The organism is Collimonas sp. (genome assembly GCF_035566555.1).
Lineage (GTDB): Bacteria > Pseudomonadota > Gammaproteobacteria > Burkholderiales > Burkholderiaceae_D > Collimonas.
In genome coordinates this window covers 1-25,950 of sequence record NZ_DATMRB010000146.1, presented here as the reverse complement: position 1 = coordinate 25,950, position 25,950 = coordinate 1, and the positions used below count along the sequence as shown (strand labels likewise).

The following is a 25,950-nucleotide window of genomic DNA, read 5'->3' as shown; positions in this document are numbered from 1 at the left end:
TTTTCATGCAGTGCGGTCGGCTGTCGTCGATCAGAGGGGCTGGCTGGCGTCCTTGACCTGATGTTAACGACTTGCTATCCATCTGGATGACAAGTTCTTTACAAAAGGCAAAAACGTTCGGCGCGGCACAGACTGTAAATTCGATCGGTGACATCTTGATGACAATCAAGAGCCCGGAGACGGGCGCTACATTCGATGACCCGCCGCGGACGCGAAAAACGGGATCAGCCAAGCATGCAGCCGGTACAGCCCGGCGGCGCAGCTTTGCATAACAAGAAGAGGTGGTGGAACACTGCATGCCGGAAATATCTTCCGTGCACCGGGATACCATCATCCGCCGTTGGCGAGATGACGGCAGGGGAATCCTGCGTTATCTTGCCGAGGCGATGCCAGAACGGGTCTGGCAGCAACTGTCACTCGAACAAGTGCCCATTAAAGGGGCTCCATAAAATTTAGACTGGTGGATAGTAGCCGCGCAGTTGATGGCGGTCAAGAAAATTGTGCAGGACAGCAGAAGTGTTTTTTATTGGATTTTTATTGTCTTTTTGAGCATTTTTGTTGTCGTCATTGTTTGATTCCTCCTTGCTTTCGGGCATGCCAAACCTATACTGAAATTACAAGTAAACCAAGGAGACCATCATGATCAAGGTAATTATGGACAACCTGCTGTTTTTTGTTCCGATGGCGTTCGCCGGGTTGATCTTGTGTGGTGAAGTCCCGGTTGCGTCGCGGCTTGCGCGCGGCAGCCTGCGCGCCGTCGGCGCTGTTTGCGGCGCCATACTGGCGCTGATTATCCTGGAAGCCATACCAGCGCTGCTATAACAGCGAGGCGGTGTGCGTTTGCAGTGTGCGGGAGGCTGGCGTCCCGCGGCGGCCTGATATTTTCTGCGGGCTGCGCGTCTCCTTATTTTCCAATTTGTCACAACATCTGACTTTGCATCGGCCGAGTGCGTGGGATAATCCAGCGCAACCTATCTTTTTTCGCCGGTGCCCATTTGAAAAAAATCCTCGCGCTCAGTCTCCTGCTGTCATCCTCTTTCCTGTCGGTCAGCGTCCAGGCCCAAGAATCGGTTCCCGCTTCGTTTAGCAAGGCCTTGCAAGCGGCGGGCATTCCGCTCCAGAGCGTTGGCGTGTACGTGCAGGAAGTCGATGGCACGGGCCAGGTGCTGGCGTCGTCGAATGCCGCCATGCCCTTCAATCCGGCCTCGACCATGAAACTGGTCACCACCGACGCTGCGCTGGAGCTGCTGGGGCCGACCTATCGCTGGAAAACCCAGGCTTACGCCGCCGGCAGCCAGGTCGGCAATGTCTTGCAGGGCGATCTGATTTTCAAAGGCAATGGCGACCCCAAGCTGGTGCTGGAAAATTTCTGGCTGTTCCTGCGCCAGATCCGCGCCAAGGGGATCCGTGACATCCGCGGCAATATCGTGCTGGACCGCAGCGCTTTCGACCAAAACGCCTACGATCCCGCCGAATTCGACGGCGATCCGATGAAACCGTACAACGTCGGCCCGGACGCCTTGCTGCTGAACTACAAGACGCTAACCTTCCAGTTCGTGCCCGATGCCGACAAGCGCCAGGTCAGCGTGGTCCTTGATCCGCCCATGAGCGGCTATCCGGTCAGGCCGCCGCGCCTGGGGCTGGGCAGCTGCGATGACTGGCAGGGCAAGCTGCAAGCCGCGGTCGACATCGATGGCGCCAGTTTCAACGGCGCCTTGCCGGCTTCCTGCGGTGAAAAGACCTGGTATGTGAACCCCTACAAGATGAGCTCCACGCAATACTTCGGCGCGGTGTTCCGGCAGATGTGGAGCGATCTCGGCGGCAGCTTCAGCGGCAGCGTCAAGGATGGCGTTACGCCGCCCGATGCCCGCCTGGTCGCCGAATGGAGTTCGGTCACCTTGCCGGAAGTGATACGCGACATCAACAAGTACAGCAACAATGTCATGGCGCGCCAGGTTTTGCTGACCATCGCCGCCGATATCCTGAAACTGCCGGCCACTCCTGAGCGCGGCGCCCGCGCCATCCAGAGCTGGCTCGCCGGCAAAGGCATAGACGCCAGCGGCCTGGTGATCGAAAACGGCTCCGGCCTGTCGCGCAACGAAAAGATCTCCGCCAAGACCATGGGCCGCATGATGGCCTCCGCCTTCCAGTCGCCGACCATGCCCGAATTCGTCTCGTCGATGCCGCTGGTCGGTTACGACGGCACCATGCGCAAGCGCCTGAAAGACCAGAGCGTCGCCGGCCAGGCCCACGTCAAGACCGGCACCCTGAACGACGTCCGCGCCATCGCCGGCTACGTCCTCGCCGCATCCGGCAAATACTACGCCGTGGTGTGCCTGATCAACCACCCCAACGCCCCCCGCGGACAGGCAGCGCAAGACGGCTTGTTGCAGTGGGTATATGAGAATGGCTGAAAATAAATCGACTCTGACCCCATTTTTAATTGGGGTCAGAGTCGATTTAATTGATTGCGGAGATTACAGGACCAGCGGTTTGTCCGACAGTTCGTTCTTCTTGCGGCCCTGGTCCGGGAAGTGCTGGCTCAGGTAGCCGTTCATCTGCTCCAGCGCCGCCAGGGTGCTGTCATGGAAGGCGCCGCTGGCGAACTCCTTGGTCATGGTCTTGCACACGGCTTGCCATTCGGCGCTCTTGATGGCGCGGCCTACTGCGCGGTCGACGACGATTTCAACCTTATGATCGGCCAGGTTCACGTACAGCAGGACGCCGACGTTTTCTTCGGTGTCCCAGATGCGGTAGTGGGCGAACAGTTCATGCGCGCGATTGCGGGAAGTTACGCCGTTGAGCACGGCCGGCAGGCTGAGCGAGCCTTCGACGATCATTTTGACTTCCGCCCGGTGCGTGACTTCGCCTTCGGCGATCTTGTGCTGGATGGCTTTCAGCGTGGCGGCCGGAAAGGCGCGCCGCGCGTTGCGTTGGGTGGTCGTCAGGTGACGCCAGAGTCGTTGTAGAGTAGCCATTACCAGTCTCCCGAGGCGCCGCCGCCGTCAAAGCCGCCACCGCCGCCGGAAAAACCACCGCCGCCGCCACCGAAACCGCCACCACCCCCAAAGCCGCCACCGCCGCCGCGTCCACCCTGGCTCAGGATGCTGCCGATGATGACGCCGGCGGCATTGCCCCAGACATTGCTGTTGAGCGCGCGGCCGGAACCGGCGCTGCCGCCGCGGGAGCGGGAAATGATGGTGATCAGGATGATGAAGCCGAAGAACAGCAGCGGCGCCAGGGCGCCCAGCAGGTCGGAGGAGGGTTCTTGCGCCTGTACCGGCTTACGGCTGGGCGGCGCAAAGTTTTCCTGGTCCAGCAGCGGCATGATGGCGGAAATGCCCGCCGTCAGGCCGCCGTAGAAATCACCCTTGGAAAAATACGGCGCGATGATTTCCTGCAGCACGCGCTTGGACTGGGCGTCGGTCAAGGTGCCCTGGACGCCGCGCCCGGTGAGTATCATCATGCGCCGCAAGGCCTTGGGATTGTCTTTGGCCACCAGCAGGATGACGCCATCGTCGATACCCTTGCGGCCCAGTTTCCAGGCATCGGCGACACGCACCGCATAATCTTCTATGCCTTCCGGCTCGGTCTTGCTGAGCAGCAGGATGGCGATCTGGCTGCCGGTGCGGCTTTCGTATTCGCTCAGGGTATTGTCGAGCGTGGCGCGCTGCTCCGGCTGCAGCATGCCGACCAGGTCGGTGACATGCGACTGCAAAGGCGGCACCGGCACCTGCGTCGCCATGGTTTGCGCAGTGGCGGGCAAGGCCAGCAGCGCCAGCAAGCCCAGCAGCGTCAGCCAGGCAGCCGACGCGCGGAATACGCTACGCGACATTATTTTTTGCCGCCGAAATCGACGTCAGGCGAAGTCGAGATCGCTTTTTCATTATCCACGGTGAAGGATGGCTTGACCTTGTAGCTCATCGCCATGGCCGTCAGGTTGGTCGGGAAGCTGCGCGCCAGCACGTTGTAGTCTTGCACGGCGACGATGTAGCGGTTGCGCGCCACCTTGATGCGGTTCTCGATGCCTTCCAGCTGCGATTGCGCATCGCGGTACAGGCCGTCAGCCTTCAGCTGCGGGTAATTCTCCGACACCGCCATCAGGCGCGACAAGGCCGACGACAGCTGGCCCTGCACCTGCTGGAATTTCTCGAAGGCGGCCGGATCGTTCAGCACTTCCGGCGTGATCTGGAAGCTGGTCGCCGCCGAACGCGCCTTGGTCACGGCTTCAAAGGTGGCTTCTTCATGGGTGGCGTAGGCTTTCACGATCTGGGCAATCTTCGGCACCAGGTCGGCGCGGCCTTGGTACTGGTTGACGACTTCGCCCCAGGCGGCTTTCACGGCCTCATCCTTGGTCTGGAAATCGTTGTAGCCGCAAGCGCTGAGAACAGAAGCGAAGGCGGCAATGGCCAGCCATTTGAAGAAAGTTTTCATGGAATACCCCTGATAAAAGAAACAATGTAATGCACGTTAGCAAACTATGGCCGGCCGCTCAAGTGTTAAATAGCGGAGAAAGGCTGCAAATTGACAGCATATCGGCCTGTTTGCCAGTGAATTCCGGGGTGTTTGGATTTACAATGTGGGGTTCGCATTATTGAGGCCTGATTGTGACTTTTATAGAAAAACTCTCCGCCGCCTGGCGCACCAACAATTCCTTGCTGTGCGTAGGCCTGGACCCCGATATTGCCAAATTTCCCGCCCACCTGCAGCAGCAGCCGGACGCGATCTACACTTTCTGTAAGGAAATTATAGACGCTACCGCCGCTACCGCCTGCGCTTTCAAGCCGCAAATCGCCTATTTTTCGGCCATGCGCGCCGAAGACCAGCTGGAAGCGATCTGCGCCTACCTGCGTGAAAACCACCCGAACATTCCGATCGTGATGGACGCCAAGCGCGGCGACATCGGCGCTACCGCGGAGCAATATGCGCGCGAAGCCTTCGAACGCTATGGCGCCGATGCGGTGACTGTCAGCCCCTACATGGGCTTCGATTCGGTCGCGCCTTACCTGGAATGGAAAGACCGCGGCGCCATCGTGCTGTGCCGCACCTCCAACGCCGGCGGCTCCGACCTGCAGTTCCTGACGGTGGACGGCGTGCCGCTGTACCAGCACGTGGCCCGACTGGTGGCTGAGAAGTGGAACACCAACGGTCAGTGCGGCCTGGTAGTGGGCGCGACCTTCCCGCAGGAACTGGCGCAAGTGCGCAGCATCATCGGCGACATGCCCTTGCTGGTGCCGGGTGTCGGCGCCCAGGGCGGCGATATCCAGGCGACAGTGAATGCAGGCAAGACGGCCAACGGCATGGGCATGATGATCAATTCATCGCGCGCCATCCTGTACGCCAAGCCGGATTTGGCAGCCGGCGAAGATTTCGCGCAGGCGGCAAAGCGCGTCGCCCTGGAAACCCGCGACGCTATCAATCTGCATCGCGTCTGAGGCTTGCGCCTGAGGCGCATCAGCGGGATTACTTCTGCGGAATTACTTCAGGAAGCGCAGCAAGCCCTGCAGCGCGTGGATCACAGTCTGCTCCCGCACTGCGCGGCGGTCGCCCGCAAACACCAGCCGTTCGGTGTGGGTGTGATGGCTGATTGACCAGCCGAAGCAGACCGTGCCGACCGGCTTGCCCGGGACCGCGCCGCCGGGGCCGGCGATGCCGGTGGTGGAGAGCGTGACGTCGGCATTGCTGTTGGCCAGCGCGCCTTCAGCCATGGCGGCGGCGATTTCCTCGCTCACCGTGCCGTGCTGGGCAATCTCGGCTTCCGGGATATCCAGCAATTCCGTCTTGGAGGCATTCGAGTAGGTCACGAAGCCGCAATCAAACCATTCCGAAGAACCGGCGATTTCCGTGATCGCCTGCGACACGCCGCCGCCGGTGCAGGATTCCGCTGTCGACAGGAACCAGCCCTTGGCTTGCAGGGCGCGGCCGGCTTGCGCTGCCAGATCAGTGATTTGTTCGGTGTTGTCTGCGAGTGCGGTGGTCATGGTGCAACTCCTGTAATCTGCCTGGTAGGTAGTCACATACTGCCACTTGTTGCAGGCAGATGCAATCCGTCCCTGGCATGCCGCCCATTTGAACCAGGCGTTAAATCAGACGCCACAGCGCCAGCAGCAGCAGGGTATAGAACGCTGCCACAATGTCATCCCACATGACGCCGAAGCCGCCCTTGAAATGACGGTCGAAATAAGCGATCGGCGGTGGCTTCACCATGTCGAAAAAGCGGAACACGACGAAGGCGCCGAACTGGGCCGACAGGCTGGCCGGAGTGACCAGCACCAGCACCAGCCAGAACGCGATGATCTCGTCCCACACCATGCTGCCATGGTCCGGCGCATGCAGATGACGGCCGGTGGTCTGGCAGGTCCAGACGCCGACCACGAAACCGGCAGCAATAATCACCAGCCAGTTAAGCGGCGTGAAGATTTCCGGCCAGCGCGTGGTCATCACCACATACGAGAGCCAGGCAAACAGGGTGCCGAAGGTGCCCGGCATGATGGGCGACAGGCCGCTGCCGAAACCTTGGGCGATGAAATGGGCGGGATGCGACAGCATGAAACGCGGGCCAGGCCGGATCGGTTGCTGAGAAGGGTCTTGGTCCGCTGTTGTCATGTAGTTTGAAAGTGATCGAAAGAGCTAAGTTGCAGGTTGAGCGGCGCCAGGCTGGCGTCTTGCAGGCGCAGACCAGGGGCGGCATCGATGGTGCCGATGCGCGTCACCGCGGTAGCGCTGGCCTGGGCCGCGGCCAGTACGGCGTCGCGCTGGCTGGCGGTGGCGGTAAAGCACAGTTCGTAGTCGTCGCCGCCGGCCAGGGTGAAATGGCGCCGGATCGTTTGCTGCTGCTGGTTCAGTATGGCGCCGGCCGGCAGGCTGTCGACCGCCAGCGTGGCGCCGACGCCGGAGCGCTTCAGGATATGGCCGAGATCGCCGATCAGGCCATCGGATATGTCGATGGCGGCATGAGCAATTCCGCGCAAGGCCAGTCCCAGCGCAACGCGCGGGCTGGGCTGGTGCATGCGGGCAGCCGCCAGCAGAAAATTCTCGCTGCCCGGTTGCAGGTCGGGATTCAGCTGGTCGCATAGTTCCTGGCGGTAGACCGCCAGCGCCAGCCGCGCATCGCCCAGCGTGCCGGAGACCCAGATATCGTCACCCGCTTGCGCGGCATCGCGGCGCAGGGCCTGGCCCGGCAGGGTTTCGCCGAACACGGTGATGCAGATATTCAGAGGGCCTTTGGTGGTGTCGCCGCCGATCAGTTCGCAATGATGGGTGTCGGCCAGCGCCAGCAAGCCGCTGGAGAACGGCGCCAGCCATTCGTCGCGGGCGGCAGGTAGCGCCAGCGCCAGCGTGAACGCCAGCGGCCGTGCGCCCATCGCCGCCAGGTCGGACAGATTGACCGCCAGGCATTTGTGGCCCAGCGAGAAAGCGTCGGCATCCGGGAAAAAGTGCCGCCCCTCCACCAGCATGTCGGTGGAAATGGCCAGCTGCATGCCGGCCGTAGGGGTCAGCAAGGCACAATCGTCACCGACGCCAAGGGCAATATGCTCGATATTGCTGCGCGCGGTGCGAGTAAAGTAGCGGGAGATCAGGTCGAATTCGGACAACATGGAGGGATTGTACCGAATGGCGGGGTACTGCACGGGCATTTTGCCGAAATTGCATGCCCCGCACGGTCAAATTGCTTCAAAAGCCGGCGCCGCAGGAAGTGGTGCGCGAAATCGCGCCCTTCTGCATGATGTCTTCGCCCTTGGTGTTGCCGACCGAAATCTGGGTGACGCAATAGGTGCCGGTCGGTCCGGTCACCTTGGTGACCCGCTGGCCGTTAGGCAGCGTGATGTCTTCCATGGTGGTTTCCTTGGGCGAGCGTGGCGCCGGCGCGGCCGCAGGGGCAAGGCCCATTTCCAGCTTCTGCTGCATGGTCGGCTCCGCGCTCTTCGCGGCAGCCTCCTTGGGCGGCGCATCCTTGCGCAACTCGCGGTCTATCTTGCCGGCATCGCGTTTCGCAGCCTCAACCATGTTCTCGGCCGACGGCTTGCCAGAACCAGCCGGCAACTGCGTCGCCGAACCGGGCGCCGCGGGCTGGTAATGGGTATCCTCCACCGTGATCGTTCCCGGCGGCAGCGGTGTTGCCTGCTCTCCCGCCTGCGCCAGCGAAAGATGGGACAGGGCAAGTAGCGCTGCCGAGGCAGCAAGCGCGGCCAGCCGGCGGTCAATGCGGGGAAAAACTCGGCTTATCAACATAGTGCGGACTTCCTCTAACAATTCAGCTCAAACGCGCGTGAACACCAGATCCCAGACGCCATGCCCCAGCCGCAAGCCGCGATTCTCGAACTTGGTCACCGGCCGATACTCCGGCCGCTCCGCGTAAGTCTCGGCGGTATTCTTCAGCAGCGGTTCGGCGCTCAGCACTTCCAGCATCTGTTCAGCATACTCCTGCCAGTCGGTCGCGCAATGCAGATACCCGCCTGGGGCAATGCGCGAGGCCAGCAGGCTCACCAGCGGCCCCTGGATCAGGCGCCGCTTGTTATGACGCGCCTTGTGCCAGGGATCGGGAAAGAACACATGGGCGCCGGCCAGCGAGCCAGGCGCAATCATGTTGGTCAGCACTTCCACCGCATCGTGCTGGATCAGGCGCAAATTGCTCAATTGCTGCTCGCCGATCAGTTTCAGCAAGCTGCCAACGCCCGGGGTATGAACCTCGACGCCGACGAAATTCTTTTCTGGCATGCCGGCCGCAATCTTGGCCGAGGTCTCGCCCATGCCGAAGCCGATCTCCAGGATAGTCGGCGCAGTGCGTCCGAACACCTGCGCCAGATCGACTTCTGCCTTGTTATATGAGACACAGAATTGCGGCCCCAGTTCCTCGATGGCACGCGCCTGCGCCGTCGACAAGCGCCCGGCGCGCGTGACAAAGCTGCGGATCCGGTGTTCGGTCGGATCATAGAAGAGGGGTTTGCCGGATTTGTTTTCTGACATGCTAATTAAACTTTAGGTGGAACGAAGCAGGCGCTGGATTGGCCTTGCGGGTAGCGCCATTGTAACGCCAGACAAATACCTGCCTCAAAAATACAAATGGCACCCTGGAAAAGCGGGTGCCAACGCTGGCCTGGAGCGGGTAGAGGGGATCGAACCCTCGTCTAAAGCTTGGGAAGCTTTCGTTCTACCATTGAACTACACCCGCGATAGGCGCATTTTACGCGGGTTTTGGCGGGGTTTGCAAACTTGAAAGATGTTTGAGGGGATGGGGAATGTGATGGCCGATCCATCCGAAGTGTGATCGCATTGTTCGATTGTCATCTTGGCCCTATATCTGGAATAGCCGGATGGTAGTCTTGCGTGATAGTGATGGAAGATGCGCAGCTTTGCCCAAGACTAATGTTGGTGTCCATGTCATCAAATTTATGCCAAAAATTTTCTGTAACGGAACTGTGTAGGAATCCGTCATTCGGTGTCGCGCCCATGACGTGGATGACTTGGTCATTGGTTTGATGCGCCTTACCAAAAAATGGTATTAGATCCTGGGGTGAAATGCAGATATTTTCTCTAAAAACTATGTTGATTGTGTGATATCTCGTAGGGGAATTTGGATGGTTGGACATAAAGGCGAACAGCTTGATCAGCGGGGCAGAAATTGAAGAAAATTCCTGGTAGCTGTCTTTGCCTTTTACGGAAAACGATGCTGAAGACAACTTGAAATATTTTAACAAGTCAGCAGGAGATGCCAGTTCATCATGGTTTGCAAGTCGCCACAGGGCGTGTCCAATGTCTCTCTTAACGTTTGCGTCTCTGTCGACAGACAATGGTGAGGTGGAGCAAGCTACGATGCTAAGAAAAATGCAAATAGCCAGAAGATTTTTTGTCATCGAAGATAGTATTTTCAGGCATGAATGCTCTTTCTTGAGGAGCATAAAATTGAATGGGATGAATGTCCGAATGTACGGAAAATACTATGTGATCACGGTAAATGGTCGTTGCTTTGTGACTGTGAAATCTGAAAGAAATTACCAAGAATACCCACAAATTTCAGATGTTGATTTCCCAGATCGGAGTCGTAAGTACTAAACAGAACGTAATTATTTCTCACCGTGCTGCTAGCGATGAAACTGCTGGCCACCCCTCCAAATAGCGTCCCGAGTGTCCTGGTTAAGTCATCCCGTTTACTGGCTTCTTGGGTGATTATTTGATGAATGTGCTGCTCATAGCTGTCTAGTTTTGGATTTGTGAATGCCAACAACCCTACAATCGACAGCACTACGATGGTTGCTGATGGTTTCATTATTCGCACCTCGGATAGCCCTTACTCTTTTTTTTCGTCAATGTGGCGAACTCTGACATCGTGTGCAGGCTTGCAAACGGTGAGACAGTGCATCGCTTGAAACTTCATTTCGATCATCTGCATCTCTTTTAATTCGACAAAAGATTCCATCTCCTTGAGCGTGGATTACTGCTTCGCAGATGGATTCTTACAGAATTCGTTGAACGCTTCCCTCGACTTATCTAAACCGTTCTTCTGGGAGAGCTCCCAGGGCCGTTCGCATTGATTCGTGCCGGTACACCACGAATATCCTGCCGAGGCGATGCAGCCGTGTTCATCGCGATCCGATCCAGGTGCGGGCGCTGGCGGGGTGGAGCATCCAGCCAGGAAAACGATCAGGCAAGCGGCCAAATTGAATTGTGGTTTCATTGGAGGGTCTCCTATCCATCGATGAGGATGCGTCAAGATTTTGACGTGGTGGGTTTTTTTTTGTTTGGTCACACGCAAGTTTTATTCGAGAGTGCCAAAGCTATCAAATGGCAGTCATCGCACAGTTATTTTTTTGCAGCCAGCTTCTTGGCCCATATTTGCACTTGTTCGACCAAGAACAAGCGGTCTGCATCTTTTAGTGGTTCCAGCTGCGAAATGATGTTGTCTGCCAATGCACTGGTATTTGCTGACGCTCCGTCAAATAGTCTTCCAACCGGGACGCGTAATTCATCCGCAATCTTGTCCAGCGTTGGCAACCCTGGCGTGACAACGCCGCGCTCGATTCGCGACAGCGATACCGTGTCTATCCCTACCGCCTCAGCTACGTCCGCCTGAGTTCGCTTGCTCGCCTTTCGGGCGGCTGCGATATTTTTCCCTATTCGTCTTGCGATGTTGTCACTCATGGACTGGCTATAAATTGCTATGTTGAAGCAACTTATGTTGTCCTAGTGAGTATTTTTATGTAATAACTTAATACGCCTATACTAAGCATATTGAGTTTGTATTGTTATATTATCTCAACGCCGCAGATATCTTCATCAGCTCTGAACATATGGGAAATTGACGCAATCGGTTTATAGAATTTCCGTGTAAAAATTTTCCAGTACAAAGAGCCTCGCAGCGCACGTTGGAAAAGCCCGAGATTGATCAACTGCATATCAGGAGTACGCTATGAATGGCATTCCTTCACCCACTCATTCGTTCCCCGAAGCCACGCATCAATCATTTTCGTGGTTAACGGAAGATCTGCGCATGAATGCATCGGCGCAATTCGTGGCCATCACGCTGGATATCAGCCTGGGCATTCAAACCTGTCTGTCGCTGATCCATGCCAGCGATCTTGCGCGCGAGCAGCGCGACGATGCCGCTCCGCCGCCGCTGAATGTGGCCGACACCGAGAGCCTGACGCGCATGGCGATGGCCGCTGCGCGCATGTTGTCGGAGCGTGCGCAAGGCCATATCGATGTGCTTAACGACATGCATGGGAGTGCAGAGAATGGCAAACGCAAGGTGTGATCTGAGATGTGGCACAAATGTGCTACAGCTCAATAGCCTCCACAGGATTCGCTGGCAGGCATATATTCTTCCAACGCTTCAGCCAAGGAATTTCTTTTATCGCCGTCCTGGGCGCTAGCGAGACGCCTGTTTAAAATCCGTGGCCCCAGGCGCGGCTCGCTCGCTTCATCGCTGGAACCATATGGTAACCGCCTCGCCGATAATAGCGGTACAGATGTATGAATGTTCTCATGTCAACCCTTGTGTAGTTAGTGGCAATAAAAATTCAGTAAGCTTTGCAATCACGTCAAACTCTATTCATCACATCCGGATGTGGAATCGTGCGTGCGCTACGGGAGGCTTTTCGGCGGCGCGCACACTTTCGCTCGAACGGATCAGTCGTCGTGGCCGTGCTGTCTGTCGCGATCATGGCTATGTTCCCTTTGCCACTGGCTGGCCCTCAGCTGGCGCTCACGCCATTCTTGTTCACGTTCTGCCGGAATATAGGCAGGGCGTGCTTGCACATAAACCGCCTCCGGCTGCATGTACAGTGGACGAGCTTGCACATAGACCGGGGCTTGATATGCGCCGGGAACGCCAATATTCACATTCACGTCAACGCCTCCTGCCCTGGCTCGTGCAGCCGCCATCATCAGTATGGCGACGGTCATTATTCCAGCGGCTATGGTGAGATATTTATCCATTTTTTACTCCTGCAAGACTGCTCTATTTAAACGCTTCAACAGAAAGCTGCTGGCGCAGCGAGCCAGGGTTGCGCTTGCTTCTCCAGGAAGTCTTTGTCCGACGCGGATATTGCCTTTCGGCTGCCGCGATGCTTACCGTGACGAAGCTAGTTATAGGCTTGATTGTGAAGAAGAACCGTGCGGCCGCGCACATAGCGCCGGAAAGTTGGCTGGTCACGCGTAGCGGGAGATGATCCGGCAGTTTGGGATGGCAGGCAGCTAGCCTGAGCGGCGTGATGCTGCCTCGCCTGGATCGGACGAAAACCGTGGATGGGAGGCTTAGCTAGAAATCGGCTTACTGTGAGACGGCGAGCCGAAAATCCGGCTAGGCCATCAGGCGGGCCGGCGAATGCGGGTTAATCCGTGCCGTCAACGATTTTGTTCGTGTCGCCGCGCAGATGCCTTTCTTCCTGATCGCGGTGCATGCGGTCGGTGACGTCCATGCCGATTCCGCGATAGCCGATAAAAAGGCTGGTCGAATCGAACATCGGTTCCCCGCTGACTTGAAGATATTGCAGGGTGCCATCGGCATTGGTGCGGCTGTAGACAAAATCGAGGAATGGGCGTCGGTTAGCTATGTTGTCGTTGAGTTGCGCGCGCTCGGCCTCATTCCATCGTCCTGTCGCTGCGACGCCGCTCACACCGGATGTGTCGTCCGTGGCGATGCCGAGCATTTCAATGACCGGGCCGGAAATTTTGGTAAATTTCCCTTGCGAATCCTGTTCCCAATACCAGTCCGATGAAAGTTCCGTCAAACTCTTGAAGCGGGCTTCGCTCTCGCGCAGTTCTGCTGTGCGTTCCAGTACCGTCTGTTCCAGTATCTTGTTGTAGTTGTCCAGCTTTTGATACAGCAGCCGGACTTCCAGCATGTTGTGGATGCGTGTCTGCACTTCAATCAAGTCGAATGGCTTACTGACAAAATCCTTGGCGCCGGCTTGCAGAGCGCGCAGCTTATGTGCCGGTTGCGCCGTGATGACCAATACCGGCAAATATCCCGTCGTTTCGATTTCCTTCAAGCCTTCCATGACCTGGAAGCCATCCATATCCGGCATTTGCAGATCGAGCAAAATCAAGTGGTAGCGATGCGCCAGGTGTAGAGGGCAGACTGCATGGGGATCCATGGTCGACGTGATGTGCATGTAACCGGCATTGCGCAGCATTTGCTCGAGCAACAGGACATTGGCTTTCTGATCATCAACGATCAGGATTCTGGCTTTTAAAATTTCGGCTGCATCAAGCATTGCGTTGTTCCCAAAAAAGTCGTTCACCTACCAATGAATCAAGTGGCATTCCGTCACTGCCTAGGCGCCGTTCGGTAAACCGTTTTGTTCCGCATGGCGCAACGCGACTTCGAGGGCATCCATGAATTCGACGACCTCGATTGGCTTGGTCAAATAACGGAAGAAGCCGGCTTCCATGCCTTTCTGTATATCGCGTGGAACGGCGTTGGCCGACAGCGCCATGATGGGGATGTGCGCCGTCGCCGCGTCTTCGAGCAGAATTTTCAAGACACCATAACCGCTGATGCCGGGCAAATTGATATCCATCAGAATCACGTCCGGCTGATGAACGCGCGCCATCTGTATACCCAGATGGCCATTGATGGCGGTCAGCAGTTTTAAATCGCCGCGCCGCGCAATCAATTGCTCGACCAGGAACAGGTTGGCGGGATTGTCCTCAACATAGAGCAGTGTGCGCAGGGAGTGCGACGCGTGCGCCGCCGTATGATCCCGTTTATCCGCGTTGTGCTTGTCGATGCTGTCAAGCGCCAGTTCCGGCGCGCTTGATGCGGGCAATTCGACCCAGAATACACTGCCGACACCGACGCTGCTTTCGACGCCGAGGACGCCGCCCATCAACTCGACCAGCTGTTTGGTGACCACCAGGCCGATGCCCGTGCCTTCTTCGATGCTACTCTCTTGCCCGAGCCGGTTGAACGGCTGGAATAATTGCGCTATCTGTTCTGGCGTCAGGCCGGCGCCGGTATCGGTAACGCTTACACGGACCCGATCCTCACCGCTCATCGCGCATTTGACGACGACCTTGCCGTCGACCCGATTGTATTTAATCGCATTCGACAGCAGGTTGACCATCACTTGCTTGACCCTGGTCCGGTCGGCATGAATATAAAAGAGATCGTCAAGAAGCGGGAAACTCATCTGCACCCCGCGCTTGTGCGCCTGCGGTTCGATCATTGCCTGGCAGTCCTGTATCACCTCAGTGAGCGACATCGACTCTTGCGATAACGTCACCTTGCCCGACTCGATCATCGCCAGGTCGAGGATTTCATTAATCAGGCGCAGCAGATACCATCCGGCCTGCAAAATCTGATCGATCGAGAGCTTCTGCGCGGATGACGGCGGCGGTATGTCGGATGCCATCAGCTGCGCGAATCCGAGCACGGCATTGAGCGGGGTGCGTAATTCATGGCTCATGCTGGACAGGAAATCCGATTTCGCCAGATTGGCCTTTTCCGCAGCCGCCTTTGCATTTTCCAGTTCGACGTTATTTTCTTGCAGCGTACGTTCGAATTGCTTGCGGTCGGTGACGTCGCGGGCGGCCGCGAACACGCCCTGCAACTTGTTGTCGCGGTTATGGAACGTGGTAGCGTTATACGAGACTACCGTTTCCGTGCCATCCCTGGCGTGGGCGGTCAATTCATAATTGGTAACCTTGCCTTCGTGCAGCACCCGCGTGATCGCAGCCTCGGCACGTTCGGGATCGGTAAAATAATTTTTGAACGGGGCGCCTATCAATTCATCGCGCGTGCAGCCGGTCAGTGCTTCCATCTGCTGGTTGACGTCGCTGATGATGCCGCGGAGATCGGTTGTCATCAAGGCGTCGATATTCGATTCGATCAAGGAGCGCGTGTAGAACTGCTGGTCGCGCAGGCGCTGATCGAGCAGTGCCTGCTCGGCTTCGACTTGTTTGCGCGCCGTGTTGTCAGTGCCGATCAGGAGGTAGCCGATCACTTTTTCTTGCACATCGCGCAGTGCGGTGACTGACACCATCGCCGGGAAACGGCTGCCATCCTTGCGGATATAGGTCAATTCGTAGATGTCTTCAATGCCGCGCGAGGCCTTGAACACCAGCGCCTCAAAGCCTGGCGTGATCTGGGTATCCAGTTCAAGGCTCAGGGATGCGGCACGGGCAAGCAATTCCTGCGCATCCGAAATGCCGGCCGGTGTGATTTTGTCTACTACGTCCTCTGCCTTGTAACCCAACATGCGTTCAGCGCCGACATTGAAAATCTGAATCACGCCTTGGGCGTCGGTGGCGATGCAAGAGAAGTTGGCGCTGTTGAAAATGGCGTCTTGCAAGGCCCCCGCCTTCAACAATGGCTGCTGTACTGCTTGCGGTAGCTGTTCGACAGCGGTGTTTTCTATGATAGGCATAAATTCAGATTCTGATGGGCTTACAACTGAGCGCTAGCCTCGGCTCAAACAAGGTATTTGTGAATCTGTAAGGTCGACACGGGCGGTTAGCATTGCCTATCGTTTCTGTTGCAAGCACCTTTTGCAAGTACCTGCGGTGTCAGCCCGGCCGGCTTGGCGCCGGTTTGCCCTGACGCTGGTGTACATCAGACAACAAACGCGCAAATTCCTTCTTGACGACGCCATAGCATTCGCAAACGTTGCTGGTCAGGCCTGCCCGGTCCAGCACGGTGATATGACCGCGCCGATAACTGATAAAACCGAGACTTTGCAACTTGCCGGCTGCTTCGGTGACTCCCTCGCGTCGCACACCCAGCATATTGGCAATCAATTCCTGGGTAATCGTCAGTTCGTTCGAGGGTAGGCGATCCAGTGTCAGCAGCAGCCAGCGGCACAATTGCTGGTCCAGCGAATGATGGCGATTGCACACGGCAGTCTGGCTCATTTGTGTGAGCAGAGCCTGGGTGTAGCGAAGCAACAGACGCATCACCGGCCCGGCGCGATTGAATTCTTCAATCAATATGTGCGACTTGAGGCGATAACCATGGCCGCCGGTCTGCACCACGGCGCGGCTGGGCGTGCTGTCGCCGCCCATGAAAAGAGAAATTCCTAATATACCCTCATTGCCAACGCCCGCAATTTCGGAAGATCCGCCGTTTTCCAGAAGGTATTGCAGGGAGACAATCGATGTGATCGGAAAATAGACATGCTGCAGCTTGTCGCCGGAATCGTAGAGCAGGTCGCCCAGCCGCATGGGGATTAACTCCAGATGCGGCGCCAGGCGATCGAATTCAGTGTCAAGTAAAGCTGCCAGGAGATGATTCTGATTTGGATCAGGTGTACTGAACATATCCGTGCTCCCGCTCCCTGTCTTTGACTTGCAGATCATAAAAGCGGAAATCGAAGAATCACCGCATCAAGCAAGGTAACACGCGCAATCAGTCCGCCTGGACCGGATTGCGCCGCGGCGCCGTTGAATCTGCGTTATTGCATATAAGGGGTTGAAATAGTGCCAAAAAACAACACCGACGGCGTGCTGAACTGCATTCGGAGAAATTTATGAACGGGATGCCAGTCCGCAATGACGTCATAATTATTTCTCACGGTGCTGCTAGCGATGAAACTGCTGGGGCCCCCACCAAATAACGTCCCGAGCGCCATTGTTGTCGCCCGGCGTTGGCTGCGCCGGCGACAGGCAGCTCAGCTCAGTTCCATGGCAGCGAGTAAGTCTTGGTGTTGGAAAAGCTCTTCATGGCTTCCAGCACGCCTTCCTTGTAGCCGAGCCCGGAGTCCTTGATGCCGCCAAACGGGGTCAGCTCCAGACGATAGCCCGGCACTTCTCTGACATTGACGCTGCCGACTTCCAGTTCGCGGACGAAACGGGTGATGTAGTCCATGCGGTTGGTGCAGACCGAGGACGACAAGCCATACGGTGTCGAATTGGAGATCCGGATGGCATCGGCAATATCGGTGCAGCGTATCACCGGGGATACCGGTCCGAAGGTTTCTTCGGCAACCAGCTTGCAGTCGGCGGGGACGTGGTCCAGTACGGTCGGCGCATATACCGCGCCGTTGCGGTTATTGCCATATAAGAGTTTGGCGCCGTGGCGCTCGGCATCCTTGACCTTGGCTTCGAACTCTATTGCCGCACGTTCGTCGATTACCGTTCCCATATCGTTGTTCGGGTCCATCGGATCGCCATACTTGATCGCCCGGGTCTTGGCGACCAGCTTCTCGACGAATTCGTCCGCTACCGCCTGATGCACGATCATGCGCTTGATCGCGGTGCAGCGTTGGCCGGAATTCTTGTACGATCCCGATACTGCCAAGGTCGCGGCTTCTTCAATATCGGCATCTTCCATCACGATGATCGGATCATTGCCGCCCAGTTCCAGCACCTGGCGCTTGTAGACGGCCTTGCCGGCGATGTATTTCCCGATCGGCACGCCGCCGGTAAAGGTGACCAGATCGACATCGGCATTGGTCAGCATCTCATCGGCGATTTCTTTCGGGTCGCCGGTGACGACCGAAAACATCTCCGGCGGCAATCCGGCTTCATACAAGATGTCGGCCAGCAGCAGGGCGGAAAACGGTGTCTTCTCGGTCGGCTTCAGCACCATCCGGTTGTTGGTCGCAATCGATGGCGCCACTTTGTGCGCAACCTGGTTCAGCGGATGATTGAACGGCGTAATGGCGGAGATCGCTCCGAGCAACGGTTCTTTCATGGTGTAGACCTTGCGCTGCTTGCCGTGCGGCGTCAGGTCGCAGGAAAAGACCTGGCCGTCATCCACCAGCGCCTGATTGGCGGCAAATACGAAGACATCGCAGGCGCGGCCCACTTCATACAGAGAATCTTTCTTGCACAGTCCGGCTTCGGCGGTGATCAGGTCGGAAACGGCATCGGTATTGGCGCGCAAAATTTCGGCCGCCCGCAGCATGATCCTGGAGCGCTCGAAGCGCGTCAGCGTTGACTTGAACTGCCGCGCGATGCGGAAGGCGTCGCGGATATCGCCGACAGTCGCCTTCGGGATCGTCCCGACCAGTTTGCCGTTGTAGGGATTGAGCACCTCGATCAGGCGCTCATTGCCCACCAGCTTGCCGGCAATCCGCATCTTCTGGCGCAGTGGTTCGCCTTCCTTGATTTTTTTCAGTTCGCTTAGCATCGACATTTCATCTCCGGATTAGTTAATTGTCAGCGTCACTGCCAAGCGCCATCCGCCTGGGCCAGTGGTGCAGTACAGACATCAGGCAGCAGCATTCATTGCCAGAAAAAACACGTCAAAGTTGCGCAGCCGATGGTCAGACGGAATCGCACCAAGGCGGCGATTAAACATCAACGGCACGCGCTGTTCCGAGATGCCGCCGTGCGAGCGCAAGGGCAGCTTCAGTTCGGACAGGTCGTGGCGGCTGGCTGAGGTGCCGATTACCGTCAGGCGTTCGCTGACCACCACCAGGTCGCCGATGCGGTCCTCGGGCAGCTCAAAGCGGGCGGCGGCCTCGCTGCGCGTCAACACCAGTTCGATGCCAGGAATTGCGCTAATCTGCCGCGTAACGCTTGCCAGGTCCGCGCCTTCATTCAGATATACGGTGGCGTAAGAACCCAGTGCGCCGTGGTGTACGACATACGGATCGGTGATCGGCAAGATGACGCGGGTTTTGCCATTCCCGGCTTTGGCATCCAGCACGTCCTGCAGGTAAATCACGTTGGGCGTGCCGGCGCTGTCGGTCTTGGCGTTCATGCCATGGTCGGCGGTCAGGCCGATCACCGCGCCCAGCGCATCGAGCTGGGTCAGGTAGTGATCCATCATGGCGTAAAAGGCATTCGCGCCCGGGGTGCCGGGGGCAAATTTATGCTGGATGTAATCGGTGGTGGAGAGATACATGATGTCCGGGCGTTGTGTCTCCAGCAGCTTGACGCCGGCGGCAAACACAAACTCCGACAGTTCGGCGCTATACACCGACGGCAGCGGCATGCCGACCAGTTCCAGCAGATTTTCTACGCCGTTCTGCTCCAGCGTGGCCTGATCGGCTTTCTCTGCCGAGAAGCAAATGCCGCCGCGCATCTTGTGACCGAGCAAACTGCGCAATTTGTCCTTGGCGGTGATCACGGCGACCTTGGCGCCGGCGTTCGAGAAGGCCTCGAACAGGGTGCCGGCGCGCAGGTATTTGGCGTCATTCATCATGACTTCCTGATTGGCCTCGCGATCCAGGAAGTAATTGCCGCAGATGCCATGCACGGAAGGCGGGGCGCCGGTGACTATCGACAAATTGTTTGGATTGGTAAAGCTGGGTACTACGCAATCGCCGGTAAGCACGGTTCCTTGCGCCGCCAATTTTTTCAGGAACGGTGTGACGCCGGCCTGGATCGCCTGATTGATATATTCCTGCTCACAGCCGTCGACGCAGACGACCACGACAGCTTGCTTCATCCACGGATAGCTGCGGCCATTGACCTGCAGGGTTTTGCTGTTGGACATAATTTAGCCTTCTGGTTTTTGAGAAAATCGAGAGCAGCTGCCGCCGCATGTTCACCATGCATGTAGCGGCGGCCTGCCATGGCAGGCGCCTGCATGAAGGACGGGTCACATGAAACGGCCGGGCAGTCCTGTCAGCGTTTGATGAACATGGCAACCACTGCGCTGATGACGCAGCTGACGGCGACAATCGGAAATATCAATGCGGTATTGCCAGAGTGATCCAGCATTCTCCCGATCAGCGGTTCGCCGAGACCTGCAAACAGGTAAGACGAAAAATTCATGATGCCGGTGGCGGTGCCGGCGCGGCGCGAGCCGACCAGGTCAGGACATAGCGCCCAGAACGACGACGCCGGCCCGTACACAAAGAAGCCGCAGAGGAACAAAGCCATGATTCCCAGCATCGAATTGCCGGGTATCGTGAACATCCACATGGTCGTCAGCGCACCCAGCACCATGTAGAGCATGATGGCTTTATATCTCTTCGAGCCGAACAGTTTGTCCGATATCCAGCCGTTGCTGAGCGCGCCGATCGCCATGCCCACCGGCAGAGCGACGCTGATCCATTTGGGATCAATCATTGCGTCCGGCGACTTCGCCCAGTTCGATCCGAAAAAATGGACCGGGACCCAAACGATGAGGCCGTAGCGGGCAGCGTTCTGAAAACCGAGGGAAAGGGCTGCCACTATCAAGCGCCAGTTCTTCAGCACGGCCTTATAGCGGGCCCAGGAAGACTCCTGTTGTTCATCATGGACGGCATGTGCGACATCTCCCTGGTTGGCAACGCCAGTATCTAGCGGCTTGAACCCCAAGTCTTCCGGCCGTTCGCGGGCAATCAGATAGAACAATATGCCGCCGCCAAGCATCAGCAGGACAGGGATCCGGAATATCCAGCGCCAGTCAAGATGCAAGACGTCGAGCACGGCAATCGAGGTGATGTAAGAAAGCACGGAGGCGCAGCCGGCGGCAAATACGTAGAAGCCATATACTTTTCCTCGTTCGCCGATGCCCCACCAGTTTGACAGCAAGCGGCTGCCCGGCGCCCATCCCAATGCCTGAAAGTAGCCGTTAACACCCCATGGAATAATGAGGGTCGCGTAGCCGCTCGAAAAGCTGACGATCCAGTTGGCCAGGCAGGAAAGAATCGCGCCTAAACTCATGATCCGGCGGCCGCCGAACTTGTCGGCGAGGTTGCCGTTGATGGCCTGGCCGATGGCATATGACCATAGCATCGCACTGGATACCCAGCCCAAGGTCTCTTTGGTAAGGCCAAACTCCTTTTGAATGCCGGGAATGGCAAAACCGAAGGTTTGTCTGCCGGTGTAGAAGAAAAGATAACACAGCATCGCCGCCAGCAGCATTCTCCATTGCGCCCTGCGGAAGCTGGTGTCGGTGGCCGCGAGCGGATCCGACGCCGTATAGACGTAACTCATTGCGTGTCTCCTTTATAGAGGATAACCGAGTTGATATGCCCCGGAAAGCCTCGTTCCTATTTGGTTGGAAAAGGTAATTTTTTATTATTTAATCAGTTTGAATCTTGTATTGTTGCAGGCTGCTTGCCCCCTCCATGGAAATGTGAAAATCATTTGCTTCGTGAAATTCTTCACGGCTTTCTGCCTGTGCTTCATGTCAAGGCGACAGCGGCTTTTGCACCGATAAAGTTTTTCCCGCGCGCACCCTGCATGGCGTGCTGCACCATCTCCTGCGCTTCTTCGCCTGAAACGCCATAGTCGGAAAATTCGGTCCGGACTTCCAGCTGGTGCAGGAAGTCGCGCAAGCGCGCTACTGCGGTTTTTCGGTCGCAATTGAACGCTTGCTGCAGGACGGCGTCTCTGTCGGGACACTCACCCCATGCCATGCCGAGGACCAGGGGCAGCGTGAACGAGCAGGCGATCCCATGCGGCAAGCCATGGCGCAGTGTCATTTCGTAGGAAATGGAGTGGGCGAGAGCTGTCTTGGTATTGGAAAATGCCAATCCTGCCTTCATCGCCGCGAGCGCCATGGACGATCGCAGCGCCTTGTTATCGAGTTCCTTCGCCAGTAACGGCAGGCAAGCCATGATCTCGTGGATCGCGCTGATCGCGAAGGTGTCGGAAATCGGATTCGCATTGACGTTCCAGATCGATTCCAGCGCGTGCGACAGGGCGTCCAGTCCCGTGGAAACGGTAATTGACCTGGGCAGCGTCAGCATCAGCTCGGGGTCGACGATAGCCGCCTTGGGCCAGGTGCAATCCAGGTGCAATGAATATTTTTTTTGTTTCGCCGCATCCCAGATCGTGGCCCATGGCGTTACTTCGCTGCCGGTGCCTGCGGTGGTCGGGATGGCAATCAGCGTCTTTATCTTGCTTGGCGTGAAAGGCTTGCCGCTGGCAAGCAGGGCCAGCAGTTCATCGAAACTGCCGCCTGCCGTTCCAACGATCAATGCCTTGGCGGTATCGATGGCGCTGCCGCCGCCCAGCGCCACCACCGTATCGCATGCATCCGCGTTCTGCCAGAAGTGCTCATACATTGCCGCCAGCTGGGCGACATCCGGATTAGGGTGGACATTTTCAATGACATACCCCAGCTGCTCGCCTAGCAGGTCCTCCAGCTTTTTTACAAGACCCAGGGAGCGCGCTTCCGGAAACGTCACGACCACCACTTTTGCGCCGCCGATGATACGGGGCAGTTCTTCCAGGCTGCCCGGACCGAAATGGGTTGCGACCGGATTGCAGAATCGTTGCGTCATGAATGTCTCCTGTTTTTTTGCTTATGAATTTCCAGTAATTTGATTGTCGGCGCGCCCAGGTCTTAGTACAAATCGATTATTCTTCTATTTCTATCGTTTTAAACGATAGTAGAAAATGCTCCTGTTTTGATGGCGCACGGGTAAATTTGATGGAGCAGTCATGGGGCGCGCGTTTCAAGTGCAGCCGTAACTGTCTTGTTCTGCTTTTTAAAACGGAAAGACTATATTGGTTGCTCAGAGCGATACATGGAGATAATCTATCGGCGTAATCGATAGCAAACGGATTTGTCCGGCGATGAGATTCGCTGCGGTAAGTTGATGGCTGATGGCGTAGCTTTGAATGGCAGGGGGGTCATGTGGCCACGGAAGAAGATGCGCTCTTGAAGGAGCTTTATGTATCAGTACCATAAATGGATTCGTTCGTTCCATGCCGTAGCCAAAACGCATAGTTTTACCGCTGCGGCGGTCTACCTGAAAATAGGTCAGCCAACCATCAGCGAGCAGGTCAAGGCATTGGAAAGCAGATTTTCCGTCGAGCTGTTTTACCGTCGTGGCCGACATGTCGAATTAACCGATGCGGGGCGGCGACTATATGAAATTACCGAAGGGATTTTCGGTCAGGAAGACGAGGCGGTCCAGCTATTGCAAAGCCTGCATTCCCAAAAAACAGGATTGCTGCGTATCGGCGCAGTTTCACCGCCTGTCGTGATGAACCTGACCTACGATTTAATGCGCAAGCATCCCGGCATTGAATTTGCGATCTCGATCAACACGGAAAAGGAAGCGCTCGCCCGGCTCTATGATTTCACCATCGACATAGCGATTCTGGCTTTCATAGAAACCGACAAGCGCTTGCACGTCGTGCCGTACCGGACCTACCCCATTGTCGCTGTCGTCAGAGAAGACCATGCCTGGGCGAGCAGATCGTCCGTACCGTTGGCCAGCATAAAAAATGAAGCTGTCATCATGCGTGAACCCGGCTCCAAGACGCGCGAACTGCTCGAGAACGCGTGCAAGAAGCAGGGCGTCCAGATCAATTGCGTCATGCAGCTTAACAGCCGGGAAGCCACCATGCATGCGATTGCGGAAGGCTTGGGCATCGGCTTCGTCTCTGAAATCGAATACATGGCGATACCCGGAACGAAAGCGATCAAGCTGAGAGACGCGCCGGTGACCATCGACTATTACATGTGCGCGCTCGCCGTACGAAAAAACCGGCCGCTCCTTAGAAGCGTGCTGGAGTCGGAAACCTTGCAGAAGACTAGCCGTAAAAAGTAGTGTCGGCGCATCGGCATTATTCTTGGCGCGCCGGGCAGCTAGCGCAGGCGCGCCATTTCCAGGGTGGCGCTGAGTTTGCCGAAACGAGCCGTAATCTCTTCAAACGCTTTTTGCTTTTGTTCCGTGCTCAAGCTGGCGTCGTACATATTGCTGCGCAGGAGTCCGAACATGGCGATGTCTGCGATGGGCTTTAGCTGGGCGTCGGTGGAATGCTGAAAGCCGGATAAATTCAGTATGCTTTGCAGCACGTCGGCTTGACTGGCCGGATTTTTCGGTTTGCCGTAAGTAATGAAAAATTCTTCGATCCTGGCTTTGGCAGCGGCCGGCAAATCCTTGCGGTACAACAGCGGATCGTTGGAGATCAGGGGCGAGGTCCAGATCACGCGTATCTTGTTGAATTGGTCGGGCGCCTCTTTTTTCAAGCGATCCAGCTCGTCGGTATTGTTGGTGGCGACGTCGACCTGGCCGTCGATCACGGCTTGCAGGTTCTTTTTGTGGTTGCCTGTGGTGATTTGCTTGAACAGCCTTTCCGGTTCCACCTTGTTTTTGGCGAAGGCGTAGTAAGCAGGCACCAGATAGCCGGAGGTTGAGCCCTTGTCGCCGTCATAGAAGCGATAGACACCTTTGTTCGCCAAAATATCTGCCAGCGATTTGATCGGACTGGCGACCGGCGTGATCAGCACCGAGTTGTAGCCGTGCGAACCGTCTCTCTTCACCATCTGGGCGAAAATCGTTGCGTGCTGGTCTTCCACGGCATCCAAGGCAGCCTTGTTGCCCAGCCAGGCTACCTGGATGGCATTGGATTTCAGCCCGGCCAGAATCTTGTTGTAGTCGGTGGAAACCACCACATGGACTTCTGCTCTTGTGTACCTTGCAAAATCATCGATGACCGGCTGCCAGCGCTTTTCGGTATCTTCGACCGTGGTGGTTGCTATCAGGCCGACGGTGAGCTGCTTTGGAAAGTCCTCGTCCTTGGCGAATGCGCATGATGCGGCCACGGAGCAGAAAACAAGGATGATTCTCCATGATATTTTCATGCATTGCCTTTCTAGTTGTTATTCAATCCCTGTGAAAATTCGTGACGACGGCGCCCTGGCTAACCGCTGGCCGGCGCCGTCGTTCATGGCAAGCACCAGAAAGCTTGCTGCCTTACCAGCGCAACACCGGCGGCCGTGTCAAGCCTTGCTGTCCTTCGGTGTAGCCCACCATCGACTGCATGAAATTGCTGTCGCCTTCCAGCGTGATCTTCAAGTCGTACCAGCCGCTGGTGGTGCTGAACTGAATGGTGACGGTCTGCTGCGGCGCCACCGTGATGGTCTGGCTGCTGGCGCTGGCCGAGGTGATCCGGTCCAGCAAGGTAAACACTGCCGTGTTGCTGGTGCCGCTGTTGTCGAACAAGATGGTGACCGCCTGGCCGGCGCCATTATTGGTCAGCTGCACCAGCGGTTCCGGCTGGCCCTGCCACGCTGCGGCGTTGAGATAGCCCTTGAAGCGGCGGTAGAACTGGTTCGGCGCCAGCATCTCCAGGTCGTAGTAGCCGTTGCCATAGGCAATTGCATGCCAATAGTGACGCGAGGTGGCGTTGGCCGCCATGGTGTCGATCCACGGATTGTCGGTGCGATAGTTGTTGGCGTTGATCTGCAGCGGCGCCGTCTTGCTGCCGCCATTGCTCCAGTTGGTCCAGACTTCTTTGTTGGCCAGGTCTTGCGTGAGCCAGCCGTTCAGCTGGTAGGGTTGCACGCGCAGGGCTTTTTGCCCGGCCTCATACGGCGGCATGACCGTGTTGGCGGCCGGCGGCACCGGTTTCGGCAGGCTCTTCTGGCTGCTGGCCAGGGCCGCCAGCGCGGCGCTGTCCGGCAGCACCGGGAAGGCGGCGTTGCTGGTGGTGAAATCGAAACACGACGTGAGGTCGCCGCAGATATCGCGCCGCCACTGGCTGATGTTGGGGCAGGTGACGCCGGTCCATTTTTCCAGGAACTGGATGGTGGAGGTGTGATCGAACACCTCGCTGGCGACCCAGCCGCCGCGGCTCCAAGGCGAGCAGACGATGGTCGGCACCCGT

Annotated in this window: 27 protein-coding genes and 1 tRNA gene; 5 read left to right on the top strand and 23 right to left on the bottom strand. The window is 57.1% G+C overall.

Features of this window, described 5'->3' with window-relative positions; all coding sequences use genetic code 11:
• The first annotated feature begins 639 nt into the window (after positions 1-639).
• Together VNZ65_RS18370 and dacB are read left to right on the top strand one after the other, a co-directional pair.
• On the top strand, positions 640-822 hold the full coding sequence (locus VNZ65_RS18370) for a hypothetical protein (RefSeq protein ID WP_061943661.1): 183 nt from the start codon (positions 640-642) through the stop codon (positions 820-822).
• A gap of 173 nt (positions 823-995) precedes the next feature.
• Positions 996-2,414 carry a D-alanyl-D-alanine carboxypeptidase/D-alanyl-D-alanine endopeptidase gene (gene dacB / locus VNZ65_RS18365; protein ID WP_325671556.1) on the top strand — a complete coding sequence of 473 codons (1,419 nt, stop codon included), beginning with the start codon at positions 996-998 and terminating at the stop codon, positions 2,412-2,414.
• Positions 2,415-2,477: 63 nt separating this feature from the next.
• On the opposite strand, the gene VNZ65_RS18360 is transcribed toward dacB, so the two are convergent.
• The 3 genes from VNZ65_RS18360 to VNZ65_RS18350 are packed head-to-tail and all read right to left on the bottom strand — an operon-like array spanning position 2,478 to position 4,434.
• Complete coding sequence (locus VNZ65_RS18360; protein ID WP_325671554.1) at positions 2,478-2,978, bottom strand: TPM domain-containing protein; 501 nt, start codon at positions 2,976-2,978, stop codon at positions 2,478-2,480.
• The gene (locus tag VNZ65_RS18355) at positions 2,978-3,835 is read right to left on the bottom strand and encodes a TPM domain-containing protein (protein WP_325671552.1); all 858 of its coding nucleotides are present in this window, start codon (positions 3,833-3,835) and stop codon (positions 2,978-2,980) included. The genes VNZ65_RS18360 and VNZ65_RS18355 overlap by 1 nt, the downstream gene beginning before the upstream one ends.
• Positions 3,835-4,434, bottom strand: a complete 600-nt coding sequence (locus VNZ65_RS18350; protein ID WP_061943649.1) for a LemA family protein — start codon at positions 4,432-4,434, stop codon at positions 3,835-3,837. The genes VNZ65_RS18355 and VNZ65_RS18350 overlap by 1 nt, the downstream gene beginning before the upstream one ends.
• A gap of 173 nt (positions 4,435-4,607) precedes the next feature.
• On the opposite strand from VNZ65_RS18350, the gene pyrF reads away from it, so the two are divergent.
• Positions 4,608-5,435: an orotidine-5'-phosphate decarboxylase gene (gene pyrF / locus VNZ65_RS18345; protein WP_325671550.1), complete on the top strand. Its 828-nt coding sequence runs from the start codon at positions 4,608-4,610 to the stop codon at positions 5,433-5,435.
• Positions 5,436-5,477: 42 nt separating this feature from the next.
• Here the strand turns inward: pyrF and VNZ65_RS18340 are convergent, their stop codons facing one another.
• The 10 genes from VNZ65_RS18340 to VNZ65_RS18295 form a co-directional block, all read right to left on the bottom strand.
• Positions 5,478-5,981, bottom strand: a complete 504-nt coding sequence (locus tag VNZ65_RS18340; RefSeq protein ID WP_325671548.1) for a CinA family protein — start codon at positions 5,979-5,981, stop codon at positions 5,478-5,480.
• A 100-nt stretch (positions 5,982-6,081) separates the two neighbouring features.
• The gene (locus VNZ65_RS18335; RefSeq protein WP_325671546.1) at positions 6,082-6,606 is read right to left on the bottom strand and encodes a phosphatidylglycerophosphatase A; all 525 of its coding nucleotides are present in this window, start codon (positions 6,604-6,606) and stop codon (positions 6,082-6,084) included.
• On the bottom strand, positions 6,603-7,598 hold the full coding sequence (gene thiL / locus VNZ65_RS18330) for a thiamine-phosphate kinase (protein WP_325671544.1): 996 nt from the start codon (positions 7,596-7,598) through the stop codon (positions 6,603-6,605). Before thiL ends, VNZ65_RS18335 begins: the two co-directional genes overlap by 4 nt.
• Positions 7,599-7,674: 76 nt before the next feature.
• Positions 7,675-8,232 carry a hypothetical protein gene (locus VNZ65_RS18325; protein ID WP_325671542.1) on the bottom strand — a complete coding sequence of 186 codons (558 nt, stop codon included), beginning with the start codon at positions 8,230-8,232 and terminating at the stop codon, positions 7,675-7,677.
• A gap of 27 nt (positions 8,233-8,259) precedes the next feature.
• Positions 8,260-8,967 carry a tRNA (guanosine(46)-N7)-methyltransferase TrmB gene (trmB, locus tag VNZ65_RS18320; RefSeq protein ID WP_325671541.1) on the bottom strand — a complete coding sequence of 236 codons (708 nt, stop codon included), beginning with the start codon at positions 8,965-8,967 and terminating at the stop codon, positions 8,260-8,262.
• Positions 8,968-9,098: 131 nt separating this feature from the next.
• Positions 9,099-9,172, bottom strand: a tRNA-Gly gene (locus VNZ65_RS18315).
• Positions 9,173-9,284: 112 nt separating this feature from the next.
• A complete protein-coding gene (locus tag VNZ65_RS18310) occupies positions 9,285-9,854 on the bottom strand; it encodes a hypothetical protein (RefSeq protein ID WP_325671539.1) in 570 nt (189 codons plus the stop codon).
• A 92-nt stretch (positions 9,855-9,946) separates the two neighbouring features.
• Positions 9,947-10,267, bottom strand: a complete 321-nt coding sequence (locus VNZ65_RS18305) for a DUF4359 domain-containing protein (protein WP_325671537.1) — start codon at positions 10,265-10,267, stop codon at positions 9,947-9,949.
• A gap of 165 nt (positions 10,268-10,432) precedes the next feature.
• Positions 10,433-10,675 (bottom strand): hypothetical protein, encoded by a 243-nt coding sequence (locus VNZ65_RS18300; RefSeq protein ID WP_325671535.1) that lies wholly within the window; start codon positions 10,673-10,675, stop codon positions 10,433-10,435.
• A 125-nt stretch (positions 10,676-10,800) separates the two neighbouring features.
• The gene (locus VNZ65_RS18295; protein WP_325671533.1) at positions 10,801-11,139 is read right to left on the bottom strand and encodes a helix-turn-helix transcriptional regulator; all 339 of its coding nucleotides are present in this window, start codon (positions 11,137-11,139) and stop codon (positions 10,801-10,803) included.
• Between the two features lie 349 nt (positions 11,140-11,488).
• On the opposite strand from VNZ65_RS18295, the gene VNZ65_RS18290 reads away from it, so the two are divergent.
• A complete protein-coding gene (locus VNZ65_RS18290; protein ID WP_325671531.1) occupies positions 11,489-11,752 on the top strand; it encodes a hypothetical protein in 264 nt (87 codons plus the stop codon).
• Positions 11,753-12,126: 374 nt separating this feature from the next.
• Here the strand turns inward: VNZ65_RS18290 and VNZ65_RS18285 are convergent, their stop codons facing one another.
• The 8 genes from VNZ65_RS18285 to psrA form a co-directional block, all read right to left on the bottom strand.
• Complete coding sequence (locus tag VNZ65_RS18285; protein ID WP_325671530.1) at positions 12,127-12,435, bottom strand: hypothetical protein; 309 nt, start codon at positions 12,433-12,435, stop codon at positions 12,127-12,129.
• Between the two features lie 395 nt (positions 12,436-12,830).
• Complete coding sequence (locus VNZ65_RS18280) at positions 12,831-13,715, bottom strand: response regulator (protein WP_325671528.1); 885 nt, start codon at positions 13,713-13,715, stop codon at positions 12,831-12,833.
• Between the two features lie 60 nt (positions 13,716-13,775).
• The gene (locus VNZ65_RS18275) at positions 13,776-15,869 is read right to left on the bottom strand and encodes a PAS domain S-box protein (protein ID WP_325671526.1); all 2,094 of its coding nucleotides are present in this window, start codon (positions 15,867-15,869) and stop codon (positions 13,776-13,778) included.
• A 139-nt stretch (positions 15,870-16,008) separates the two neighbouring features.
• On the bottom strand, positions 16,009-16,758 hold the full coding sequence (locus VNZ65_RS18270) for a Crp/Fnr family transcriptional regulator (RefSeq protein ID WP_325671592.1): 750 nt from the start codon (positions 16,756-16,758) through the stop codon (positions 16,009-16,011).
• Positions 16,759-17,113: 355 nt separating this feature from the next.
• On the bottom strand, positions 17,114-18,571 hold the full coding sequence (phnY, locus tag VNZ65_RS18265) for a phosphonoacetaldehyde dehydrogenase (protein ID WP_325671590.1): 1,458 nt from the start codon (positions 18,569-18,571) through the stop codon (positions 17,114-17,116).
• 81 nt (positions 18,572-18,652) lie between these two features.
• Entirely contained in the window at positions 18,653-19,885 is a 1,233-nt protein-coding gene (gene phnA, locus VNZ65_RS18260; protein ID WP_325671524.1) for a phosphonoacetate hydrolase, read from the bottom strand.
• A 131-nt stretch (positions 19,886-20,016) separates the two neighbouring features.
• Positions 20,017-21,243: an MFS transporter gene (locus VNZ65_RS18255; RefSeq protein WP_325671522.1), complete on the bottom strand. Its 1,227-nt coding sequence runs from the start codon at positions 21,241-21,243 to the stop codon at positions 20,017-20,019.
• Between the two features lie 263 nt (positions 21,244-21,506).
• Positions 21,507-22,610 carry an iron-containing alcohol dehydrogenase PsrA gene (gene psrA / locus VNZ65_RS18250; RefSeq protein ID WP_325671520.1) on the bottom strand — a complete coding sequence of 368 codons (1,104 nt, stop codon included), beginning with the start codon at positions 22,608-22,610 and terminating at the stop codon, positions 21,507-21,509.
• Positions 22,611-23,003: 393 nt separating this feature from the next.
• Between psrA and VNZ65_RS18245 the strand changes: the two genes are divergently transcribed.
• Positions 23,004-23,888 (top strand): LysR substrate-binding domain-containing protein, encoded by an 885-nt coding sequence (locus tag VNZ65_RS18245; RefSeq protein ID WP_325671519.1) that lies wholly within the window; start codon positions 23,004-23,006, stop codon positions 23,886-23,888.
• A gap of 38 nt (positions 23,889-23,926) precedes the next feature.
• On the opposite strand, the gene phnD is transcribed toward VNZ65_RS18245, so the two are convergent.
• On the bottom strand, positions 23,927-24,925 hold the full coding sequence (phnD, locus tag VNZ65_RS18240; protein WP_325671517.1) for a phosphate/phosphite/phosphonate ABC transporter substrate-binding protein: 999 nt from the start codon (positions 24,923-24,925) through the stop codon (positions 23,927-23,929).
• Between the two features lie 112 nt (positions 24,926-25,037).
• Positions 25,038-25,950, bottom strand: a 913-nt coding sequence (locus VNZ65_RS18235) for a phospholipase domain-containing protein (protein ID WP_325671515.1), incomplete at its 5' end; no start/stop codon positions are given.